Origin of the sequence: Parapedobacter koreensis (assembly GCF_900109365.1) — a bacterium.
Lineage (GTDB): Bacteria > Bacteroidota > Bacteroidia > Sphingobacteriales > Sphingobacteriaceae > Parapedobacter > Parapedobacter koreensis.
In genome coordinates this window covers 787,472-808,489 of sequence record NZ_FNZR01000001.1, presented here as the reverse complement: position 1 = coordinate 808,489, position 21,018 = coordinate 787,472, and the positions used below count along the sequence as shown (strand labels likewise).

Below are 21,018 nucleotides of genomic sequence, written 5' to 3'. Positions count from 1 at the left end.
TAAGCAGGGAAATACGCCTACAATACCACTACAATGTGGTTGTAATTTGTTGTTTATTAGTTTGTTGTGTTTGCTTACAGTACGGTAAGTAAAAAGAGCAATTATTTACCCTTTACCGGCCGGAATCTGGAGCAGAAATTCATAAAGGTTTTGTTCGGGCTCCAATTTGATTTTTTTACGTAGCCGGTATCGGCTTACTTCCACAGCCTTAATGGTAATGTTCATCAATTGGGCAATTTCTTTCGATGAGAGATTCATACGCAAGAAAGCACATAATTTCAACTCGTTGGGTGTTAGATCGGGGTACTGTTCTTTAAGGTTGGTAAAGAATCCTTGATTGACATGATTGAAATGGACGCTGAACTGTTCCCAATCTTCCTCGGTACGTTCAGCAGTACGGATAAGGCGGATCAGTTGCCTAAAATTGATGGTGCTATCCGAGAAGTCATGCCTTTTGACGACAGCTAATATCGTTTCCTTGATTTTAGTGAGTACTTCGCCACGCTGGATAAGATGCATCGTCATGTTGGCCAACTCTTTATTTTTAAAAGCAATTTCCGCCCCCAACTTTTCATTTTGGAGCCGTACCACTTCTTTTTCGCTCCTATCCAGCTCCAACTGGCTCAAGTACAATTCATGATCATGCCTGCGTTGCAGTTTTTTCCTTTGCCATTTGAAGAGTAGCAAAATAAGTAATCCGATTAAAACACCATAAACCGTATAACTTATTGGATTGCCGTACCAAGGTGGGGAGATAATGAACGAATAGGTGTCGATATCCGACTCGTTGCCATTGCTGTTCCTTGACTTAACCTTAAAAACATATTCACCTGGAGGAAGGTTGGTATATTCTTTTTCACTCCGATTGCTCCATGTAGCCCATGCCTTGTCAAAACCTTCCAACAGGTAGCTAAATTCAACGTTATCTTGTTGATCATATAGGGTAGTAGAAAAGGAAAAGTGTAGTGAGTTCGAACGATAGTGGAGTGTGGGTGCCGCCATGTTGGCGATACGGTGCCCACCGTATAATACCTGCGCTTGTTCCCCACTGTTGATTAGATTAATCTGGTTTAATAAGATATCAGGTTTACTGATATTTTCCTTATATCGCTGGTAGTTGAGGTGTATGGCGCCTCGATTGGCTCCGATGAAGATGTTTTCCTCGTTTAGGATATAGATGTTTTCAAATCCACCTAAAACCTGTCCATTCAGCTCGGGGAAGTACGTAGTGGTGTAGGGAAGGCTATCAGTCGGGCGAGAGAAATCAACGACTCCCAATTTTTTGTGGTTGACAAACCAGACATTGCCGTCGTTGTCCTCCTTAAAGTATTGGATTTCGACCCCTTTGAATTGCGAATAAAATAAAGGCGAGGGAATAAAACGATCGGTTGTACCTTCGTATTCATAGATGCCGTCATTGGTGGCAACGGTGATCTTATTCTTAACGAGAAAAACATAGTTGTATAACGAAGAAGGGAGCCCATCCTCATGGGTATAGGTTTTCTGCTGTGCAACGCGGCTGAAATCTTCCGAGAGGTTGAACTTGAAGACCCCACGGTAGGGATGTGATGCCCAAATAGTACGGTCGTGATCGTCGTAGTGGATAAATCGTAATGACTCATAGGGACCATCGACGCGGCCTGCATTGCGAAATACATTCCCATCAAAGGTCACATGGTGCAAGCCCAAATAAGTACCTGCTATGAGGTGTTGGGACGGGAATACCCGTGATACAGGCTGATAAAGCCAGGTTCCTGGGATTGTATAGATTTTTCGGGCTGATTGATTGATAATCTCAAATGCGCCATCTTCATGCCCCATAAGCAGACGTCCGTTGATTTCATTAAGGCTCCATACTTGACCTTCAGTGTGGCTTACTTCAGAAAAATCAGCATTGGAGAGACTGATGTCTTCTTGATTGCTATCAACGGGTGTGGCATACAATCCGTTGGAAGTACCAATGTAGAGATGTCGATCAAATAGTCTGACGGCATAACTGCTTATGGGGTTAGCTTTGTTGGGATGAATGTATTTTACGGCGCTGTTTATGCCGATGAAATCGATGCCATCATCCAGCGCGAGCCATAGATTCCGGTTTCGGTCAATGAAGACATCCCGGACATTGTTTTTTTGCAGGCCTTCGCCATACACGTATTGCTGCACGAGCCTATCCTGCCTATCGACAATTAATACCCCCGCTGACGTGGTGCCCAATACAAACCAATCGTTATTTACGGGTAATCCACAATAAATGCGATCAATGGAAAACAGCTCATCAAACGGTGTTTTCTTGGGGATCAACATGTTGTCCGTTAGGAAAAAAAGGCCTTGCTTAAGGGTCGTGATCAACAACGTGTCTTGGTTATACGGCATAATGGCGGTTATCACGTTGCCATTCAGGTCGGGATGATTAGTCAATGGCTTCCAGAATCCAGATTCGTAGTACATGATGCCCTGCTTCATGGATTGGGCATATAATTTTCCTCCTGCCTCTCCAAGGAATTGCCATTCCGTAATGGTCTTGTCTACCCTTATGCGACTATCCTTGTAATGCAGTATTTTGGTGTTTGCCCTAAAAAAAACGCCCGCATCTGTAATGACAATATCCCATACATCAGCAAACTGCCGTTCCTGGTTTGGAATGAGGTCTATCAGCGAATGATATTGGAGCGATCCGGTGCTATCTGCTTCAAAATACCCTACCTCATCTTGGCCGCCTACATATACCCGGTCATTTTTGTCAATCGCTATCGACCGGACTACCGTTGCATTCGGCAGTGGATAATTATTCCAATACCGGCCATTAAAGGTAAGCAGCCCTTCATTATTGCCGAAATACATGATGCCATGGCTGTCCTGGGCGATGTCCCAATTTTGCAATCCACCCTTATATTGGTTATTGTTATAATTGATAATTTGGGGGATGGCTACCCGATGTTGCGCGGCACTGTATACGGGCCCGGTAAGAAACACAACAATTAATAAGGCTCGCTGTATACATGCATTGGTCATTAGGCAAGTTGGTTAGTCATTATTTTCCCACAAAGGTAAAGATAATTGGATAATTTAGGCATTTTCGATAAGTTTGTAACAGATACATTAAACAAACATTCGTATGACTCAATATGCACTTCGGCTGATATTGGGTTTTTGGGTTATACCGTTCATTACGGTATTATCTGCCCGTGCCCAACACCGGGTCTCCATTATCCCCCAACCCAATATATTGGAAATCCACGAAGGGGAGTTCGTGTTTCCATCCATCACATCACGCTTTGCCTTTGAACCATTCATTGAGGTAGCTGCGTTGTTGGACGATCATCCTTTTACCACGTTTGCGCCCGTTGAACGCATAAAATCGCATAGACGTATACCCGAGTCGGGAGTACGGCTTATTCAGGCCCGCGATATGGACAGGCTGGCATCCGATGCGTATCGGCTTGTTATCGATACAGGAGGCATCACCATCACTGCCCATCAGCCTGCTGCGATGCTCAATGGGATTTTGACATTACTGCAATTAGCCTATACACAGCCCCATGGTGACGTGTTGCCAGCTATGCTTATCGAAGATAGACCCCGATTTGGCTATCGCGGACTCCATCTTGATGTCTCCCGGCATTTTTATCAAGTATCTTTTTTGAAGAAATTTATCGATATCATGGCCCTTTATAAGTTCAATAAGTTCCATTGGCATCTCACGGACGGGCCAGGGTGGCGACTGGAAATCAAACGTTATCCTGAACTTACACAAAAGGCAGCTTGGCGCACTCATGTCGTGTGGAAAGATTGGTGGCAAAACGGGAAGCGGTATTTGGAAACGGGCCATCCCAACGCTAGTGGGGGCTATTATACCCAGGATGAGGCGCGTGACTTGGTGGCTTATGCGGCGCGCAAAGGGATAACCATCATTCCCGAAATCGAAATGCCGGGGCACTCCGAAGAAGTATTGGCTATCTATCCAAATTTGTCGTGTACGGGCCAGCCTTACCAACAAGCCGAATTTTGCATTGGTAACGAGGAAACATTCACATTCCTCACGCAAGTATTGGAAGAGGTCATCGATATCTTCCCTTCCGAGTACATTCACATCGGCGGTGATGAAGCGGATAAGGAGGCTTGGAAGACTTGCCCGAAATGCAAAGCGCTGATGGAAAAAGAAGGCTTGAAAAATGTGGAGGAACTACAAGCTTATGCAATTAAGCGGATAGATAGCTTTTTGCAAGCCCATAATAGAAAGCTGATTGGGTGGGATGAAATTTTAGCGGGTGGGCTTTCGACTGCTGCTACGGTCATGAGTTGGCGAGGGGAAGCCGGTGGCATTCAGGCCGCAAATGCTGGGCATGACGTCATCATGACACCCAACTCACATTTATATTTCGATTATTACCAAAGTGATCCTGCCACGCAGCCCGAAGCCATCGGTGGCTATATATCGCTTCGCAATGTTTATGAATACGAGCCCATACCTCAGGCCATTGCGGCTGATAAGCGAAAACACGTGCTCGGTGCACAGGGCAATATCTGGACGGAATACATACCCACTTCAGAACAGGTGGAATACATGGCCTTCCCCAGGGCATTGGCGTTGGCAGAGGTGGCATGGTCTGCTTCGGTAGACCGTGATTGGAAAGATTTCCAGGAGCGGCTACAGCAACATTATCAGTTGCTGCAACGGCTAAACATCAATTATTACCGGCCTTCTTATGTGGTGGATATTGCTGTCCACTTCAATACAGATACGCCTACAAACACCATTTCCATGACGACGGAGCAGTACGAGCAGGGTATACGCTATACAACCGATGGCGAAGATCCGAATGCCGAATCACCCTTATACACAAAACCCATTCGGCTGGCAGTGCCTTCTGTCATTAAAGCAGCTTATTTCATCGATTCCGGCCGCGTTGGTCCTATTGGTGAGGCCAAGGCAGACATCCATAAGGCTATCGGCAAAAGCATTACCTATCATACGAAGTGGGATAGTACGTACTCCGCACAAGCAGAAAATACGCTGCTGAATGGGCAAAAAGGTGGAAAGCTGCCTAATGGTGGTCAATGGCAGGGATTTGCCAACAACTTTGATGTGACCGTGGATTTTGAAAGACGGGAAGCGTTGAATAGCGTAGCGATAGACTTTCTGCAAGATCCCTTGATAAACGCCTATCAACCCAGTGACGTAAAAGTGTTGGTTTCGGACAACGGCAAGAATTTCCGGGAAGTAGGTACTGTGATCAATGATATACCGCCCCAGGAAAAATTCAGGAAGGCTAAAACCTATGCATTCAAATTCGATGGCACACAAACAGCACGTTACCTGCGCATTGTAGCAACAAACGCACGGCATGCACTGTTGCTTACGGACGAAGTCGTCGTGTACTAGCCTATTGCACTATTTTATTTGCACAGGCTGAACTGGCAAACGCTTCGGGCTTGGCCTTAAATACAAAGCCCATGCTTAAGATGTAGCCCATGGCATCGTGCAATGCTTGGTTTGATTTAAACATCGGGTTTGTGTTGATGTCCGCATGCACTTCCAAATCGACTTCATAGCGATCTAATGTGTCGCAAAGAGCGTAGGCTGTTTCGATAGAGCGTTGCACCTCCGCTAGCATACGCTCTTTGATGCTCATTTTTTGGGTTGTACGGTCTTGATGGATGTACATGAAGCCGCCCTTTTTTTCGCGGACAAATACAATGACAGTGGCGAACTCGGTGATGGCACCTTTTACCTGCGAATCAGTACCGATACAAACTTTAAGCTTATTGCCCAGCGCATATTCACGCGCGATAGTGGTAGATACCTCATCAAGAATGGGCTGGCGGATGGGTTCGCCGCTGAATTTTTTCCAAGTCATATAAGATAGGATTGAAGGATACGGAAAAGAACGTTATTGAATTATGATATAAAGTTACCGATAAAAGTCCCTTAATACCAACAACTTATTGTTATGTTTTTATTAACATTGAAGCGGTTTTCAACACATTTATGCCTTGGCTCCGTAAGCCAAATCACCGGCGTCGCCCAAGCCAGGTACGATATAGGCTTTGCTGGTAAGTTCGCTATCGATGCTGCCTACCCACAACGTTGCTTGGGGAAGAAAAGCCCGTACATGGGCGATGCCTTCTTCACTGGCGATGGCAGATACGATAATTAGGGACTTGATGGCAAAGTCATCCAATAATTCTTTACAGGTGAGCACAACGGTACGGCCCGTAGCCAGCATGGGGTCAATCAAAATGAGGTCACGGTTGTCTAAATTGACGCTGCTTACGTATTCTTTTCGGATTTCGAAGGCACCGCTCTTTTTGGTCTTGCGATAGGCTCCAATAAAAGCACAGTCAGCCTGGTCCAATACATTCAGCATTCCCTGATGCATGGGTATTCCCGCGCGCAGGATAGTGGCCAGTACAGGTTGCTCGGAGAGCAAGGAAGTTTCAGCAATGCCCAATGGTGTTTCGATCTCGGTAGGCTCGTAGGTCAGCGTTTTACTGATTTCATAGGCAAAGATTTCGCCTAATCGCTCCATATTGCGCCGAAAACGCATCCGGTCCTGCTGGACTTCCCTATTGCGAAGCTCGGCGAGGAAATGATTGACGATGCTGTTTTGTTCGGTCAGAATCTTCACCATAAGTCAAACTTAATAAAATTTCTGTTATGTTGTATCACTGAAAGACCAACAACATAAAGCTTGGTTTGGTTTTCCCGTCAGGTCGTTCTTCCCGATTAAAAAATGGTTATTCCGGTAATGTTTATGAGCAAGACAACAGGTAAAAACATAATGACAAAGGCAAGCGAGAGGGCAAAGTACTTAAAAACGGGACGGTAGATTTGGCTAAAAAAAATGGAAATTATAACCCCGGCCAACAAAGCCAAGCAGGATATAGCAAAGTTGGCGACAATCAATACCGTTGCAAAGATGACAAAGAAAAAAGCTGGCTGTATCACAATGCCCGAAACTATTCCATATAACGCACCCATAGCCAACGCTATAAACAGTGACCATGTTGCGTATTTGATGCCTTTTTTAAAATGTTGGTTTACGTATTGGCGCACTGATGACTGTATTGTTGATCGGATGTTTCTTCTTGGCTTTTTTTTGAGGGACCCTTGCTTGCTATACCTGGGCCACCAAATGATAAAACCCGTAATAAATAAAGCCAATGGGACCAAACCGCCAATGAATGCGAGCAGTTTTGTGCCAATGCCTCCGAAGCTTCCATAATGCAGGGGGGTGAGCCAGCTCATGTAGGCATGGCCTACATTGGGAAAGTCTGCCGCTGAGTTCAGTACTACTTTTCCGGAGTACTGATCAACAATCAGCAAGATTTGTTTCCCTGTTTCGGCAATGTAGGGCGTTTGGTAGCTAAGCTGATAGGCCCCGGTGCTGTCTGCCGGCAACCGTATCGCTTGTAAGGTGGCGTCAGGAAGGTTTCTCTTGCCAATCGCTGCAACTTCCGGTGCAGTCAGGGGTTGTACACCGGATATATATTGGGACCGCGTATTGAGCAGCTTGGCAACACCTTGCGGAGCTTGTCCATTCAGCATAAACAACAAGGGTACGACCACAATGGAAAAGGTAATGCAGAAGCCAGTGAGTGAAAGCAAAGCCACAACAGGCGAGGTATAGAAGCCCAGTACGTTGTGCCAATCGTAATTCTGCCGCTTTAAACTCGCTTTGAAATTGACCGTTAGCATGCTCTTCAATTGCCGCCATTTTTTGGGAATCCATAAGCGCAGACCGGTGATCGTCAGTATCAAGACGATCAACGAAGAAATACCCACCACATATCGCCCAACCACGGGAATGAGCAATGTCCGGTGGATACGCACCATCCAATCCGTAAATGAGGTTCCCGTAATGCGTTTTCCGCAGACTTCGCCCGTGTACGGATTGAAATAAACCGTCTGTTTAGCGGTATTGTCAAAGGTATAATATGTCGATGTGAGGGCATCCGTTGTAAGCGATACGTAAGAAAAGTCCAGATCCAGATACCGCTCCCGGATCAAGGGAACCAGCTCTTCCAAAGGTATTTTTTGGATCTCCTTCTGTACGGTGAAAAGATCGGGATCCAGTGCCCGGTCTATTTCATCCCGGAATACGAGTATGCTGCCGGTTACGCCGACAATGGATACGACGAATCCTGCGATAATCCCCAGGTAGACATGCCACTTAGCAAACCACCGTTGTTGGTGGTTTGCCCAAGTGAGCCTAAAATGTGTCATTTTCATATGCGAACATTCCTACATGGATGGTTAGATCTTGATCCCCAAAGTAGCCAAAAACTGACGGGGCATTTGCGGTAAAATGGTGCCACTGCCGCGCCAGAATCGTTCGTTGGTTAGGTTGTTTACACGCACGCCAAATGAATATTTCGGACGGTCAAAGGAGAGTTTGGCATTCAGTACGGTATAGGCTGGTATGGCCAGCGCGCCATCGGGGTAGTAGTTTACGGTGAAGGTCTCGCCTGCATAATTTCCACCAAACCCGATACTGAATCCGTTGAGCGGGGTAAGCTCATTGAAGTGGTAGTGTACCCAGAAGTTGAGCTGATGTTCCGGACCTGCTTCAATCGGCCTCAACCCTTCGACAAGTGGATCGGCTTTGGTCATTTTGCTGTTATTGTAAGCGTAACCCAATAAAATATTCAGGTCGGGAATCGGGTTACCCAGTACTTCCACTTCCATTCCGCGGCTGATCTGCGTTCCGTCCTGGATCCGGAAGAGGGGATGGTTGATGTCTGTACGGACCTTGTCTTCCACGCGGATGTCGTAATAACTCAATGTACTCGTGAAGTGGCCGTCGAAAAAACTTGTCTTTACACCGCCTTCCCATTGGTAGGCCTTTTCCGGTCGGAAGGGGGTACCCTCGAAATTGCTTCCCTCCTGATTGGTAAAGCTGGTTTGATAGTTTCCGAACAGCGCGATCCTGTCCTGCAGTGGCTGATAAATCAGTCCAAATTTTGGGGCCAATGCCGTTTGACGGTAAGCCCCGTTAGTTTCATTGACCGTGCCGTTGTATACCCCTTTGTTGATAAACCGGTCTATCCGGAGCCCGGCTGATGCGATGACCTGGCCAGTAATATTCAGCACATTATTGATATAGCTGCTGTATACACTTTGGTCATCACTGAAGTTCTGTTTGGTTCCAGGGGCCCGTTGGATGCGATCTTCAATGGCGAGGCGGTTGAAATCGTAGTAATTAGGGGTTTCGCCGGTAGCATTGACCATATCAAATGTTTGCTCTTGCGGTATACCGAAGAGGCTACCCACGAAGTTGTCATAATACGAGGAGGTGCGCCGGTGGTAGTAATCCAATCCGATGACCATCCGGTTTCGGAGGCTGCCGATAGCAAAGTCACCTGTAAAATTCTGTTGGATCTGATAAGTTTCGAGGTTGGAGGTATATTTCCGTGCGTCCCGTTCGAAAAAGGCGATACCGGGTGTGCCAAAGTCAAATCTTCCTTCGGTGATACCTGCCAGAAACACCGGTATCATAGTGGGTACCGGACTGATACGTAGCGAATAGCCTTCGGAAGCGGCGGAACCGAAAATCGCTGATGTAGTCGATTTCCAATTGGTTGCCAGGTCATAGTGGACTTCGGGACTGACCACCACGGAATGGTTAGTGGATACGAGGTCATTGCTGCTATAGCTGCGGGACGGGTCGAAACCAAAATCTTTCAGTGAGGTGATGCCGAACGTTTCAGCGACGGTGGCAGGCGCAGCTGCGATGATTTGCTGGATCGTTTCATCCGGCAATCCAAAACCTGCCAGGGCAGTGGACAGCGAACCTTTGATAACACTGGGTACATAATTAAAGTAAATCGGCAGGGCAGCACCTGCGTTTTTACTGTGATTGATTTCAGTGTTCAGGTTGATGGTCATGCGGTCGTTCATCCGGTAACGAAAGGAAGGGGCTACCAAGATATCCCGGTAATATCCACCATTGTCCTGAAAAGAATTTTGGTTTTGGTACACCGCATTCAGCCTGGAAAGGAAGGTATGATCCGTGTTGAGTGGTGTGTTCATATCGATGGCAATGCGGTGAAAACCATAGCTGCCTCCCGCCATCTCTACCGATCCGCCTTGGAGCTCATAAGGTTTTTTGGTGACGCGGTTTACCAAACCTCCGTAAGAACTGACGATGTTTCCGAAAAGCGTTGCCGAAGGCCCTTTGATGACTTCGATTTTTTCCAGGTTTGCCACGTCGTGACTACTGTACATATTTAGTGCAAGGCCGTTGAAGACCGCCGATTTGGTCGTAAAGCCACGGCTGCTGAATGTGGCACCTCCATAGTCGGCAGAATTGGTCGTGCCGGTACCCAGAATGGTAATCCCCGGTACATTGCTCACCGCGTCAGTGATGTTATAAATCTTCTGCTGTACGATTAAGGTATTGGTAATGCCGGTATAGACTTGGGCATTTTCCATATTGCTGAGCGGCAACTTTGCTACATATTCACTTGAATCTGTGACAACGGGGCGGTTGCCTGTCACGGTGATTTCGTCCAATAGGTGGTCCGCGGCTTGTACCGTGATATTGAGCGTTAGCACGTTGTTTTCTGCTATTTCGATCGTTGTGTTATAAGGTACATAGCCCATGCCACTGTATTCCAGTGTATAGTTGCCTATCGGTATATCGCTCAGGCGGTAATATCCTATGCTATCTGTCATCACCCGGTAGGGTGTATTTCGTAGACGTATCGTAGAAAATGCACCCGGTAGACCGTTGTCGGTTTTAACAGTCCCCACGACACTGCCAACGCCCTTGCCCAGTCGGATGAATATTTGACGTCCACTGGTTTGGAATTGTGTCTCTGGTCCCAATAATTCAAGGAGAATTTCCTTTAACGGAGTTGCCCGGTAATTGGCGGATGCTTTTTTACCTTCGAGGGCTTTGCTATTGTACGAAAAAGTGCATCCGGCTTTCTCCGCGATTATATCGAGGATGTTGATGAGCTCGGTGTTGGGAAGCTGTATGCTTATTTTGGTGTCCAATAGATCGGACGATTGTGCCATTGATGGTGTGTGGAAACTTGAGACACACAGCAAGATAGGGAGAATTAAGCGGTTAAAGCGTGATTTACTGTAAGTGATAAACGTTGTTTTCATACCTTTGAAAGTTGTTGTTCATTTCGAAACTTGATGGACTGCACGACCCGGTGTGAAGTTTGGCGACTGGATCACCGGGTTTTTTGTAAGCGGTATCCGGGTTGCTATGTGGTATCGGAGTACATAATCAGTGAATTAGTTGATGGTGACTGTTTGTTGATCAAGGGTATAGTCGAATTTCATCACAAAGGCCATTCGGTCTAATAAAAAATGAAGGGAAGGATTATTAAACTCACCCGTGAATTTTTCCTGGCTCAGCGCCGGTTCCTCCAGCTGGATACGGATATTATACCAGCGTTCGATAATGGGAATGACCTGTGTAAGTGGTTGCTTGTCGAAAATCAGTTTATTCTCAGTCCATGCCATATGGTTGGCAAGCGAAGAGACCGTTTGGCGGATTATTTTTCCGGCCGTAGAATAGACACCTAATTGATTGGCAGAAAAGGGCTGACCTTGTTGCTTATTACCGACGCCTCCGAAGACGACTTTTCCTTCCACGACAGCCAGCACTACTTGTTCGTTAGGATACGCTTTTAGGTTAAATTCCGTGCCCAATACACAGGTACGCGTTGTCGGCGTATGGATGACGAAAGGTTTTGCCGGATCTTTGGCAACATCGAAATAAGCCTCACCGCTCAAATAAACCAGCCTGCAGGTATCTGCGAACGGTTCGGGATATCGTAATTCGCTTTGGTTGTTCAGTTTAATAATTGTTCCATCGGGAAGTGTGATGCTGGCTTTTTGCCCTTTTTCCGTTCGGATGGTTTTGTACGTGTCATTTGAAGCCCGGTTTTGGTAAGGTCCAGTTTTTCTATTCAGTGAGGAATATCCGATTGCCAAACCGGCCAATAGCGTAATGCAGGCCGCTACACGCCAAAATATACGGGCGTTTGCTGAGCGTTTCAGACGGCGTGCTTTTTCAAGATCGGTGGCAAGCGGTGCCCACAATTGCTGTTTTAGCGCACGTTTGTCTATTTCCGGAGGGAGCGTTACTTCCGGACCGATTTCCGAGGACTGCTGCCATTGCTCTATGGCAAGCTTTTCATCAGCAGTGCATTGCCCTCGATAGTATTTTTCTAATAATGCTGGTGTGATGTTCATATAGATAAACAATGACTATCGTAATCACGATTATCCATATAGTTGCTTAAGACGGTTAGATTCTTGGTCTTTCGATCAATAAAGTTGTAGGAGGCTGAAAATCAATTGCTAATTTTTTCATTGCCTGATTAAGGATTCCCGATAGAGTTTCCCCAGCTTAACTTTTAGGGTGTCTTTGGCTTTCGAGAGGTGATAAGACACCGTTTTCTCCGAGATGAGCAGCGCTGAAGCAATTTCGCGAGGAGACATTCCCTGTTCCTCACTCATTTTATAGACTTTCTGACATTGTGTAGAAAGTGTGCTTACCATGGTATTGACCTGGCTGTTCAACTCATTGTACAGTATGATCTGTTCGGTGCTATGTTCACCATGATGAAGAGTTTCCGCTTTATATGACAATTGACGCTCATCGTAAACCCTATTGCGGATATATTCGCAAGCTTTCAGTTTAGCGGCACGCAGTAGGTAATGCTTGATGGAATGTGTGATTTGAAATCCATCACGCTTCTCCCAAAGCGAACGGAAAATATCCTGTACCATCTCTTTGGAGGCCTCCATGTCCCCGCTGTTTTGGTAGCAAACCGCGAACATTTGCTCCCAATAGGTATTGAATAGCGTGGTGAATGATTGCTCGTCAAGTTGGTTATGCCAGTCGTTTTGCTGTTGGGCCATCCAAGTTCCTGTTTTACAAGCCTCCGGCAGTATGTAGTTGAGTCGTGCCAAATGCCACGCAAAGATAGTTATTTATACTGATTATAAACAAGAGGGCTTTTTTATTCCGTATTACGGTATCTTCTTGTCCATGTTTTTTTGCTACCTTTGTATTTGGCTGCAAATCCCATGTGGTTTTTCCCACACAAATCAGATTGAACATTCCATGAAATTCAAGCTTACTTCCGAATATACGCCCACGGGCGACCAGCCGGAGGCTATCCGGCAACTGGTCGAAGGTGTCAATACCGGCGAAATGTACCAGACGTTGTTGGGCGTCACAGGCTCCGGCAAGACATTTACCGTTGCCAATGTCATCGAGCAAACGCAGCGCCCTACCTTGATTTTGAGCCACAATAAAACCCTGGCAGCCCAGCTTTATGGGGAGTTTAAGCAGTTTTTTCCGGAGAATGCGGTCAACTATTTTGTGTCTTATTACGACTATTACCAGCCCGAAGCGTATATCGCCTCATCGAATACCTATATCGAAAAAGATTTGGCCATCAATGATGAAATCGAGAAACTACGTCTGCGCACGACTTCGGCACTCATGTCCGGCAGACGCGATGTCATCGTCGTTTCGTCGGTGTCATGCATTTATGGTATGGGCAATCCCGAGGATTTTTCCCGCTCGGTATTCCGCTTTGGCGTGGGTACAGTCGTCAGCCGTAATGCCTTTCTGCATCGACTGGTGGAGATTTTGTATGCACGTACAACGACAGATTTTAAGCGGGGTACGTTTCGTGTCAAAGGAGATACGGTGGATGTGTTTCCGGCGTATATGGATGAGGCCTACCGCATTTCTTTTTTTGGCGACGAAATTGATGAGTTGAGCGTCATCGACCCCATTTCCGGTAAGACCTTGGAAAAAATGGAAACGATGGCCTTGTATCCGGCAAACCTGTTTGTGACGCCACGCGAAAAGTTTGTCGGCTCGCTGTGGGCAATAGGGGAAGAACTGGAATTGCGTAAGGAACAGTTACTGCTGGACGGCAAGCCTTTGGAGGCCAAACGCCTGGAAGAACGTGTGAACTACGATCTGGAAATGATGCGCGAATTGGGGTATTGCAATGGCATCGAGAATTATTCCCGGTTTTTCGACGGGAGGCAGCCGGGCATGCGCCCTTTCTGCTTGCTGGATTATTTTCCCGATGATTACCTCATGGTCATCGATGAGAGCCATGTGACGATCCCCCAGATCCGGGCGATGTATGGAGGGGACCGGTCACGCAAGCTCTCCTTGGTAGAATATGGTTTTCGCCTGCCAGCGGCTTTGGACAACCGGCCGTTGAATTTTCCGGAGTTCGAGTCGCTGGTCACCCAGACGATTTACGTGAGTGCCACGCCCGGTGATTATGAATTGCAGCAAACGGGTGGCGTGGTCGTGGAGCAGGTTATCAGGCCTACGGGCTTGCTCGATCCGATCATCGAAATCCGGCCGATCATTAACCAAGTGGATGACTTATTGGATGAGGTAGATCGGGCAACAAAGGAAGGGGGGCGAGTACTGGTCACCACACTCACCAAACGTATGGCTGAGGAACTTACCAAATACATGGCTAAGCTCGGCATCCGGGTGCGGTATATCCATTCGGAGGTTAAAACATTGGATCGGGTTGAAATCCTGCGTGGGTTGCGTCTGGGCGAATTTGACGTCTTGATAGGCATCAACCTGCTCCGCGAAGGGCTGGATCTGCCAGAAGTTACATTGGTAGCCATTCTGGATGCTGATAAAGAGGGATTCCTACGGTCAGAGCGATCGCTTATCCAAACGATAGGCCGCGCCGCGCGTAACGATAAAGGGCGGGTGATCATGTATGCGGATACGATGACAGAAAGCATGCGGGTGACCATCGATGAGACGAATCGCCGTCGGGAGAAGCAAATTCGTTATAACGAGGAACACGGCATCACCCCGCGCACCGTGGGCAAGTCCCGCGAAGCCATTTTGGAACAAACATCGGTCGCCGATTTAAAGGGGGGTGAGGCAAAAATTTATGTGGAACCCGAGCCTACCAGCAGTGTGGCAGCAGACCCTTTGATACAGTATATGAGCAAGCCGCAAATGAAGCAGGCGATTGATAAGGTACGCAAAGACATGGAGAAGGCTGCCAAAGAAATGGACTTCCTGCAAGCAGCTAAGCTACGGGATGAGATGTTTGCTTTGGAAAAAACCTACGCTGAACAATTTGACGAGTAATTATTGTAAATAGCAATAAGGCTATAAACTCATAACGGCCCCGATGCTTACAGCTTTTCCAGCAACTCAGCGGCCTCACTATTATCCGGCTGGATCGCCAATACCTTTTCCAGGTTTTTCTGTGCTGATTTGGTATCGCCAGCCTGGTTATAAAGCTTACCTAAACTCAGGTAACTTGCCGGATCGTCCGGATATAACAGGGTGTTTAATTCGAGAACGTTAGCAGCTTCCGCGGATTGTCCTTGTGCTGCTAATGCATAGCTGTATCCGTTAAATTCAGCTGCATTCCTGGAAATACCTTTGATTGCTTCGGCGAGTTCGCTCAGTCGCTGTGGGGACAATTTTTGCTCGGTGCCATCCAGCCGTTGCCAATACGTGATCGCATAATAGTTGGATATATAAGGCTTTCCAGAAAGGATGTCAAACAGGTCTTTCTCCAACGAGTTGACCGGAGTTTCAACGATCCGGTTAAGTTCCTTTCCATCCTCGTAGACGATAATGGTAGGAATACGATGAATGGTCTTACCCGCTTCTTCATGTTGCGGACTTTGCTTATAGAGTTCCTTGCTATTGTCAACGAAAATGAGTTTCAGTTGAGCAGTATCAAAGTTGTTGGCTTCCAGGATTTTCATCAGCCGCGGTATTTCCCGGCGGGTATCTCCACACCAGCTGCCAGCAAATATTTCAATGACCTTACCGTCCAGAAGCGGTGCAAACTGGCTGGCTAATCCCGCATCGATGGTGTAGCCATCGTAGCTCTTGTCGTACCATTCTTGGTAGATGCCGCTTTGCATCATCAATGGCGAGCAATGGCCCAACAATACTTTTTGCCCATTGGTACGTGTATATTCCGTGTTTAAAATTGGTGTACTTGCAGGCTGGGCTACTACAGCCGTCGTCGCGGCAATTACCACTAATATGGAGAAAATGATCCGTTGCATATCAAAGACTACTGATGATGTAGACAAAAATAAGAAATATCCAATAATAGGTGCAAATGACTGCTTGTAATATTATTGTAGCTACACCTTAATGGAACCGTTCGGGATCAAAGCTGGCGATGTTGGCGGATGTTTTGCCATGCTGGGCAAGTTCGGATACAATTTTCCCCGCTGCGGCCCCCAAGCTTAATCCCATCATGCCCATACCTCCAGCGATAATTAAATTGGAGATGGATCTTGAGCGCCCGAGGTAAGGTAGTCCGTCAGGTGAGCAAGGCCTGAACCCATGCCAAATCGCCTGTTCGTCGGGCATGGCCAATCGATATTCAGGATAGTATTCAGGAAGGGCATTGACAATACCTTCCACCCGGCGTATGTTGATCCGGTGGTTAATAGCAGCTAATTCCATTGTTCCGCCGATACGCACGTTGCCGCCCATTGGCGTGAGCGCTACCCGGGCCTCCAGCAACAGCGCAGGATGCCTTACCTTCCCCCCAAAAGCATCCGTCATAAACGAGTATCCCTTGCCCGGCATCAACGGAATAGCGAGCCCCGCTTTCTTCGCTAATCCCTGTAGCCAAGCCCCTCCGGCAAGGACCACGGTATCGGCAGTAAAATGGTCATCTGTAGTGGTTACTTCGGTGATCTTTCCGTTGTTGCGTGTCATTGCTACGACCTCGGCGTGCGGTACCATTGTCGCACCCAGTTGCTTGACGCGTTCCATCAGCACGTGCATCAGCGCGGGGGGATAGAGGTGGGCATCGCTGCGGTAGTGCACCGCCCCCAATACATCCAATTTGACGTCCGGCTCGATTGCCTGTGCTGCTTGGCGTGTCAGAACCGCTACATCAAGCCCCAGTGCTTTGGCCTGTTCAGCCAAATGGATTTCCTCTTCGGCCGTTTTCTCCGTTTTATAGAGCATGAGTATGCCGCGATGTGCCAGCCCAAAGTCTTCACGTAATTCATCGGCAAGGGAGTCATAGAGGCTTTTGCTGAGGTTATTTAGGGAGAGTAGGTGGGGGGCCGAACGCTTTACATGGTGTTCGTTGGCATGCTTAAGAAATTTGAGCCCCCACGAAATCAAGGATGGGCTGAGGGTAGGCTTCACATAAAACGGGCTTCGGCTGTTGAACATCCATTTGATGCCTTGCGCCACGATGCCCGGAGCGGCCATCGGCGTGAAATGGCTGGGGACGATCATACCGGCGTTGCCGTACGAACAATTGTCAGCAAAATCACCCTTGTCTAAGATGGTCACCTTCCATCCTTCCTTGGCCAAGTAGTATGCCGAGGTGAGGCCAATAATGCCACCACCAATGATGAGCGCGGTTCCTTTAGCGGGAGAAGCCATTTTATTCTGATTTACGATTAAATCACCTGAAATCCATGTGCATAAGGATCGTCATCATCAATGATGATGGTGTTATATCCAGTCACCATCGCCCATCCTTCGATGCCCGGCACGATAGCTGGCCTGCCATCGCCAAAAGCGTCGGCCAGTTCATTCTCAATGGTACCAATAAACTTAGAACCGATGATACTTTCGTGTACAAAGCGATCACCTTTTTTAAGCTTGCCTTTGGCGTGCCATTGTGCCATACGTGCCGATGTGCCCGTGCCACACGGAGATCGGTCTATGGCTTTGTCGCCATAAAATACCGCATTGCGCGCTGTGGATGCTGGATCAAGCGGCGTGCCCGTCCACTGGATGTGGCTCAAGCCCCTGATATTGGAATCCTCGGGGTGGACAAATGTATACTGATCGTTTATGCGTTGGCGCAATGTTCGGCTCCAAGCGATGAGCTGGTCCGCCGCATAGTGCTCCAATCCTTTAAAGTTTGGCTGCGGATCAATGATGGCATAAAAGTTTCCGCCATAAGCTACGTCTGCCGTAAGGATGCCGAGTTCTGGGCATTCAACGGAGATCCCTTCTGCCGCCAAAAAGGATTTGACATTGGTCAGTTTTACTGACGTTACCTTTTTACCTTCCTGTGTATAGTCAATGAACACCAATCCAGCCGGGGTTTCCAGTCGTAATCTGCCCGTTGTTTTCGGAATAATCAGGCCTTCCTCAATGGCGATGGTAACGGTACCGATGGTGCCATGTCCGCACATGGGAAGACAGCCGCTGGTTTCGATATACAATACACCGATGTCATTGGCCGGGTCTACCGGTGGGTAGAGGATGCTACCGCTCATCATGTCATGTCCACGGGGCTCAAACATCAGCCCTTTCCGTATCCAATCATACTCCTTTAAAAAATGGAGCCTGCGTTCCATCATGCTGTTGCCCTGCAATAGCGGGCCGCCGCCAGCCACCAGCCTTACCGGGTTGCCACAAGTATGCGCATCAATACAAAAAAATGTTTTTTTCATGTTCTGAGTTGTCAGCCTATTGAATTGCCTCCTTTGTCAGCGCTCCGTTTACCGTCCGCCAGATTCCCAATGGATTGGCGTTTTTCAGTTCATCCGGCAGGTATTCATCCGGCCAGTTTTGATAGCTCAATGGCCTTAGAAACCGCTTAATGGCATCAGGCCCCACAGAAGTAAACCTGCTGTCCGTGCTGGCTGGATAAGGCCCTCCATGTTGCATGGCGTAGCATACTTCTACACCCGTTGGAAAACCGTTGAGCAGTATGCGCCCACATTTGTTGGTAAGCAGCTCGATGAGATGTTGGTGAGCGTCGATATCTTCCGGTTCAGCCAATACCGTTGCGGTGAGTTCTCCCTTGAAAGTCTGGGCAATAGCCTCGGCTTCTTGGGCGTTTTCGTAGGTAACCACCAGGCCGAAAGGGCCAAAAACTTCATGCCCCAATTGGTCGTTGGCCAGAAACTGGCTGGCCTTTACCGTGGCTATGGTTGCATTTCCATGGGTTTCTGGGGAAGTTTCGGGAGCTTCAGCCAAAACCGTTACACCCGTGTTTGCCAGCAAAGCAGCCTTATTTTTACCATAGGCTGATGCAATACCTTGATGGAGCATTGGAGTAGCCTCGGTGTCCGCAACACCGATCTTTAGTGTATCAAGAAATTGGCGTAAACCAGCATGCTCAGGAGCCACAAGGATACCCGGGTTGGTACAAAATTGGCCCACGCCCAACGTCAGCGACGCCAAATACTGCTTTGCAATGTCAACAGCGGCATTTTCCAGCCTGCGCGGGAGCAAAAATACCGGATTTACACTTCCCATTTCGGCGAATACCGGAATGGGCTCGGGCCGTTTTGCCGCAAGGTCGTGCAATGCTTTGCCTCCGGTAAATGATCCGGTAAACCCTACCGCCTTAATCAATGGGTGGGACACCAGGTATTGACCGCCCTCAAACGTATCGCTATGAACTTCTGCGAATAAACCCGGATGTAATCCCGCCCGTTGTATGGCGACTTTAATAGCCCCTCCCATCAATGCGGAAGTTTTTGGATGTCCGGGATGTGTTTTTACAATTACCGGACAACCCGCAGCCATAGCGGAAGCGGTATCTCCACCAGCGGTGGAAAAGGCAAAAGGAAAATTACTTGCACCGAATATAGCCACCACGCCCAGTCCTACAGCGGTCTTCCGGAGATCAGGTTTCGGAGGAGTACGTGAGGCGTCAGCGGTGTCAATGCGGATATCCAATACGCTGTCCAGCGCATCGGCATAGCTACGCCACTGGAAGACTGTCCGCGCTTTTTCACCAACTAATCTTGCCGCAGGAAGGTTTGTTTCCAGTTGAGCAGTGGCGATAAGCTCAGGCCCCAGGGCCTCGATCTCATTCGCTACCGCGTGCATAAACGCCGCCCGTTGCTTGCTGTTTATCCGTCTAAACACCCGGAAAGCTTCGTGTGCTTGCTGGACTGATTGGTCGATTTCCGTTATTGAACTGTTTTTGCTCATGATGCTTATTCCACTGCTGTATGAAGCGGTAAATTTAAGTAATCTGGCAATATAGGTCGTATAGCAATTGCATCATCGATAATTTTTTGGATGCGCGCCCGTTCTTCACCTTCTAATGTCAGCCGGGGTGCTCTTACATATTCGTTGCTCAGGCCTTCAGCAGTCGCTGCAAGTTTTATGTATTGAACGAGGCGGGGATGGATATCCAATTCCAACAAGGGCATGAACCAACGGTAGATGTCCAGCGCTTCATCTAATCGGCCTGCACTGGCCAGGCGATAGATAGCCACTGTTTCGCGCGGAAAAGCATCGACCAGGCCAGCTACAGAACCCTGTGCCCCCACCAACTGGCTTTCGAGCGCGATGGTATCTACACCCCCCAATACAGCGAACCGGTCACCAAACCGGTTGATCATCCGGGTAATATTGGTCAAATCACGCGTAGATTCTTTGACGGCTTGGATGTTGGGACATTCAGCCAATTCGGCAAACATGTCTACCGTCACATGAATGGCATAGTCTACCGGGTTGTTATAAATCATGATAGGAAGGCTCGTGGCAGCCGCTATGGTTTTGAAATATTGCACAACTTCCCTATCAGAAGCCTTATAGCGCATGGGAGGGAGCAGCATCAATGCATCGGCACCAAGGCGTTCGGCTTCTTTTGCAATATCCGCGGCTTCAGCAGTGGCCTGCTCGGCAATGTTCAAAATTACCGGAATATGATCCGGCACATGCTGTTTAGCAAAAACCAGTAAGTCAAATTTCTCCTGTCTACTCAGTGTGCTGGCTTCGCCCAAGGTTCCTGCAATGATGATCCCAGCGATCCCTGCATCGATTTGCGCCAAGAAATTTTTTTTGAACATTTCATAATCAATTGCTCCATCTACGGAAAACGGCGTCAATAATGCAGGATAAACCCCGTGCCAAAGTTTGGTTTTATTCATGTCTTCTATTGTTATAGTATGAGTGAAAATTGTTCCACCTTTCACGCATTGATCTGGTGTGCTAATTAATATTTGGGCACAAATATAGCATTAACGGGGAGGTCAAACCACCCGCTAATTAATCAATGCTG

14 protein-coding genes are annotated in these 21,018 nt (G+C 47.7%); 2 read left to right on the top strand and 12 right to left on the bottom strand.

The features are described from left to right. Nucleotides 1-105: 105 nt before the first annotated feature. The gene (locus tag BMW65_RS03320) at nt 106-3,012 is read right to left on the bottom strand and encodes a triple tyrosine motif-containing protein (protein ID WP_245747476.1); all 2,907 of its coding nucleotides are present in this window, start codon (nt 3,010-3,012) and stop codon (nt 106-108) included. A gap of 103 nt (nt 3,013-3,115) precedes the next feature. Here BMW65_RS03320 and BMW65_RS03315 point away from each other — a divergent pair, with 103 nt between their 5' ends. Beyond that, nucleotides 3,116-5,383 (top strand): glycoside hydrolase family 20 protein, encoded by a 2,268-nt coding sequence (locus BMW65_RS03315; protein ID WP_090602717.1) that lies wholly within the window; start codon nt 3,116-3,118, stop codon nt 5,381-5,383. A 1-nt stretch (nt 5,384) separates the two neighbouring features. Here BMW65_RS03315 and BMW65_RS03310 read toward each other — a convergent pair whose 3' ends face one another. The 6 genes from BMW65_RS03310 to BMW65_RS03285 all read right to left on the bottom strand — a co-directional run bounded on the left by BMW65_RS03310 (nt 5,385) and on the right by BMW65_RS03285 (nt 12,889). Then, on the bottom strand, nt 5,385-5,858 hold the full coding sequence (locus BMW65_RS03310) for a ribonuclease H-like YkuK family protein (RefSeq protein WP_090602715.1): 474 nt from the start codon (nt 5,856-5,858) through the stop codon (nt 5,385-5,387). Between the two features lie 129 nt (nt 5,859-5,987). Then, nucleotides 5,988-6,632, bottom strand: a complete 645-nt coding sequence (gene upp, locus BMW65_RS03305) for a uracil phosphoribosyltransferase (protein WP_090602714.1) — start codon at nt 6,630-6,632, stop codon at nt 5,988-5,990. A 95-nt stretch (nt 6,633-6,727) separates the two neighbouring features. Next, nucleotides 6,728-8,233 (bottom strand): PepSY-associated TM helix domain-containing protein, encoded by a 1,506-nt coding sequence (locus tag BMW65_RS03300; RefSeq protein WP_090602712.1) that lies wholly within the window; start codon nt 8,231-8,233, stop codon nt 6,728-6,730. 24 nt (nt 8,234-8,257) lie between these two features. Continuing rightward, the gene (locus BMW65_RS03295; protein WP_177180977.1) at nt 8,258-11,023 is read right to left on the bottom strand and encodes a TonB-dependent receptor; all 2,766 of its coding nucleotides are present in this window, start codon (nt 11,021-11,023) and stop codon (nt 8,258-8,260) included. Nucleotides 11,024-11,251: 228 nt separating this feature from the next. Next, entirely contained in the window at nt 11,252-12,217 is a 966-nt protein-coding gene (locus tag BMW65_RS03290) for a FecR family protein (protein WP_090602709.1), read from the bottom strand. Between the two features lie 117 nt (nt 12,218-12,334). Next, nucleotides 12,335-12,889, bottom strand: coding sequence for a sigma-70 family RNA polymerase sigma factor (locus BMW65_RS03285; protein WP_090602707.1), 555 nt, complete (start codon nt 12,887-12,889; stop codon nt 12,335-12,337). A gap of 205 nt (nt 12,890-13,094) precedes the next feature. On the opposite strand from BMW65_RS03285, the gene uvrB reads away from it, so the two are divergent. After that, nucleotides 13,095-15,128, top strand: coding sequence for an excinuclease ABC subunit UvrB (gene uvrB / locus BMW65_RS03275; RefSeq protein ID WP_090602704.1), 2,034 nt, complete (start codon nt 13,095-13,097; stop codon nt 15,126-15,128). A 47-nt stretch (nt 15,129-15,175) separates the two neighbouring features. Here the strand turns inward: uvrB and BMW65_RS03270 are convergent, their stop codons facing one another. From BMW65_RS03270 to BMW65_RS03250, 5 genes are all read right to left on the bottom strand, one after another. Then, nucleotides 15,176-16,069: a TlpA family protein disulfide reductase gene (locus tag BMW65_RS03270; protein ID WP_090602702.1), complete on the bottom strand. Its 894-nt coding sequence runs from the start codon at nt 16,067-16,069 to the stop codon at nt 15,176-15,178. 88 nt (nt 16,070-16,157) lie between these two features. Beyond that, a complete protein-coding gene (locus BMW65_RS03265) occupies nt 16,158-17,420 on the bottom strand; it encodes an NAD(P)/FAD-dependent oxidoreductase (RefSeq protein WP_090602700.1) in 1,263 nt (420 codons plus the stop codon). Nucleotides 17,421-17,437: 17 nt separating this feature from the next. Then, a complete protein-coding gene (locus BMW65_RS03260; RefSeq protein ID WP_090602699.1) occupies nt 17,438-18,445 on the bottom strand; it encodes a 4-hydroxyproline epimerase in 1,008 nt (335 codons plus the stop codon). 16 nt (nt 18,446-18,461) lie between these two features. Further along, nucleotides 18,462-19,940 (bottom strand): aldehyde dehydrogenase (NADP(+)), encoded by a 1,479-nt coding sequence (locus BMW65_RS03255; protein WP_090602697.1) that lies wholly within the window; start codon nt 19,938-19,940, stop codon nt 18,462-18,464. Between the two features lie 5 nt (nt 19,941-19,945). After that, entirely contained in the window at nt 19,946-20,887 is a 942-nt protein-coding gene (locus BMW65_RS03250; RefSeq protein ID WP_090602695.1) for a dihydrodipicolinate synthase family protein, read from the bottom strand. Nucleotides 20,888-21,018 lie beyond the last annotated feature (131 nt).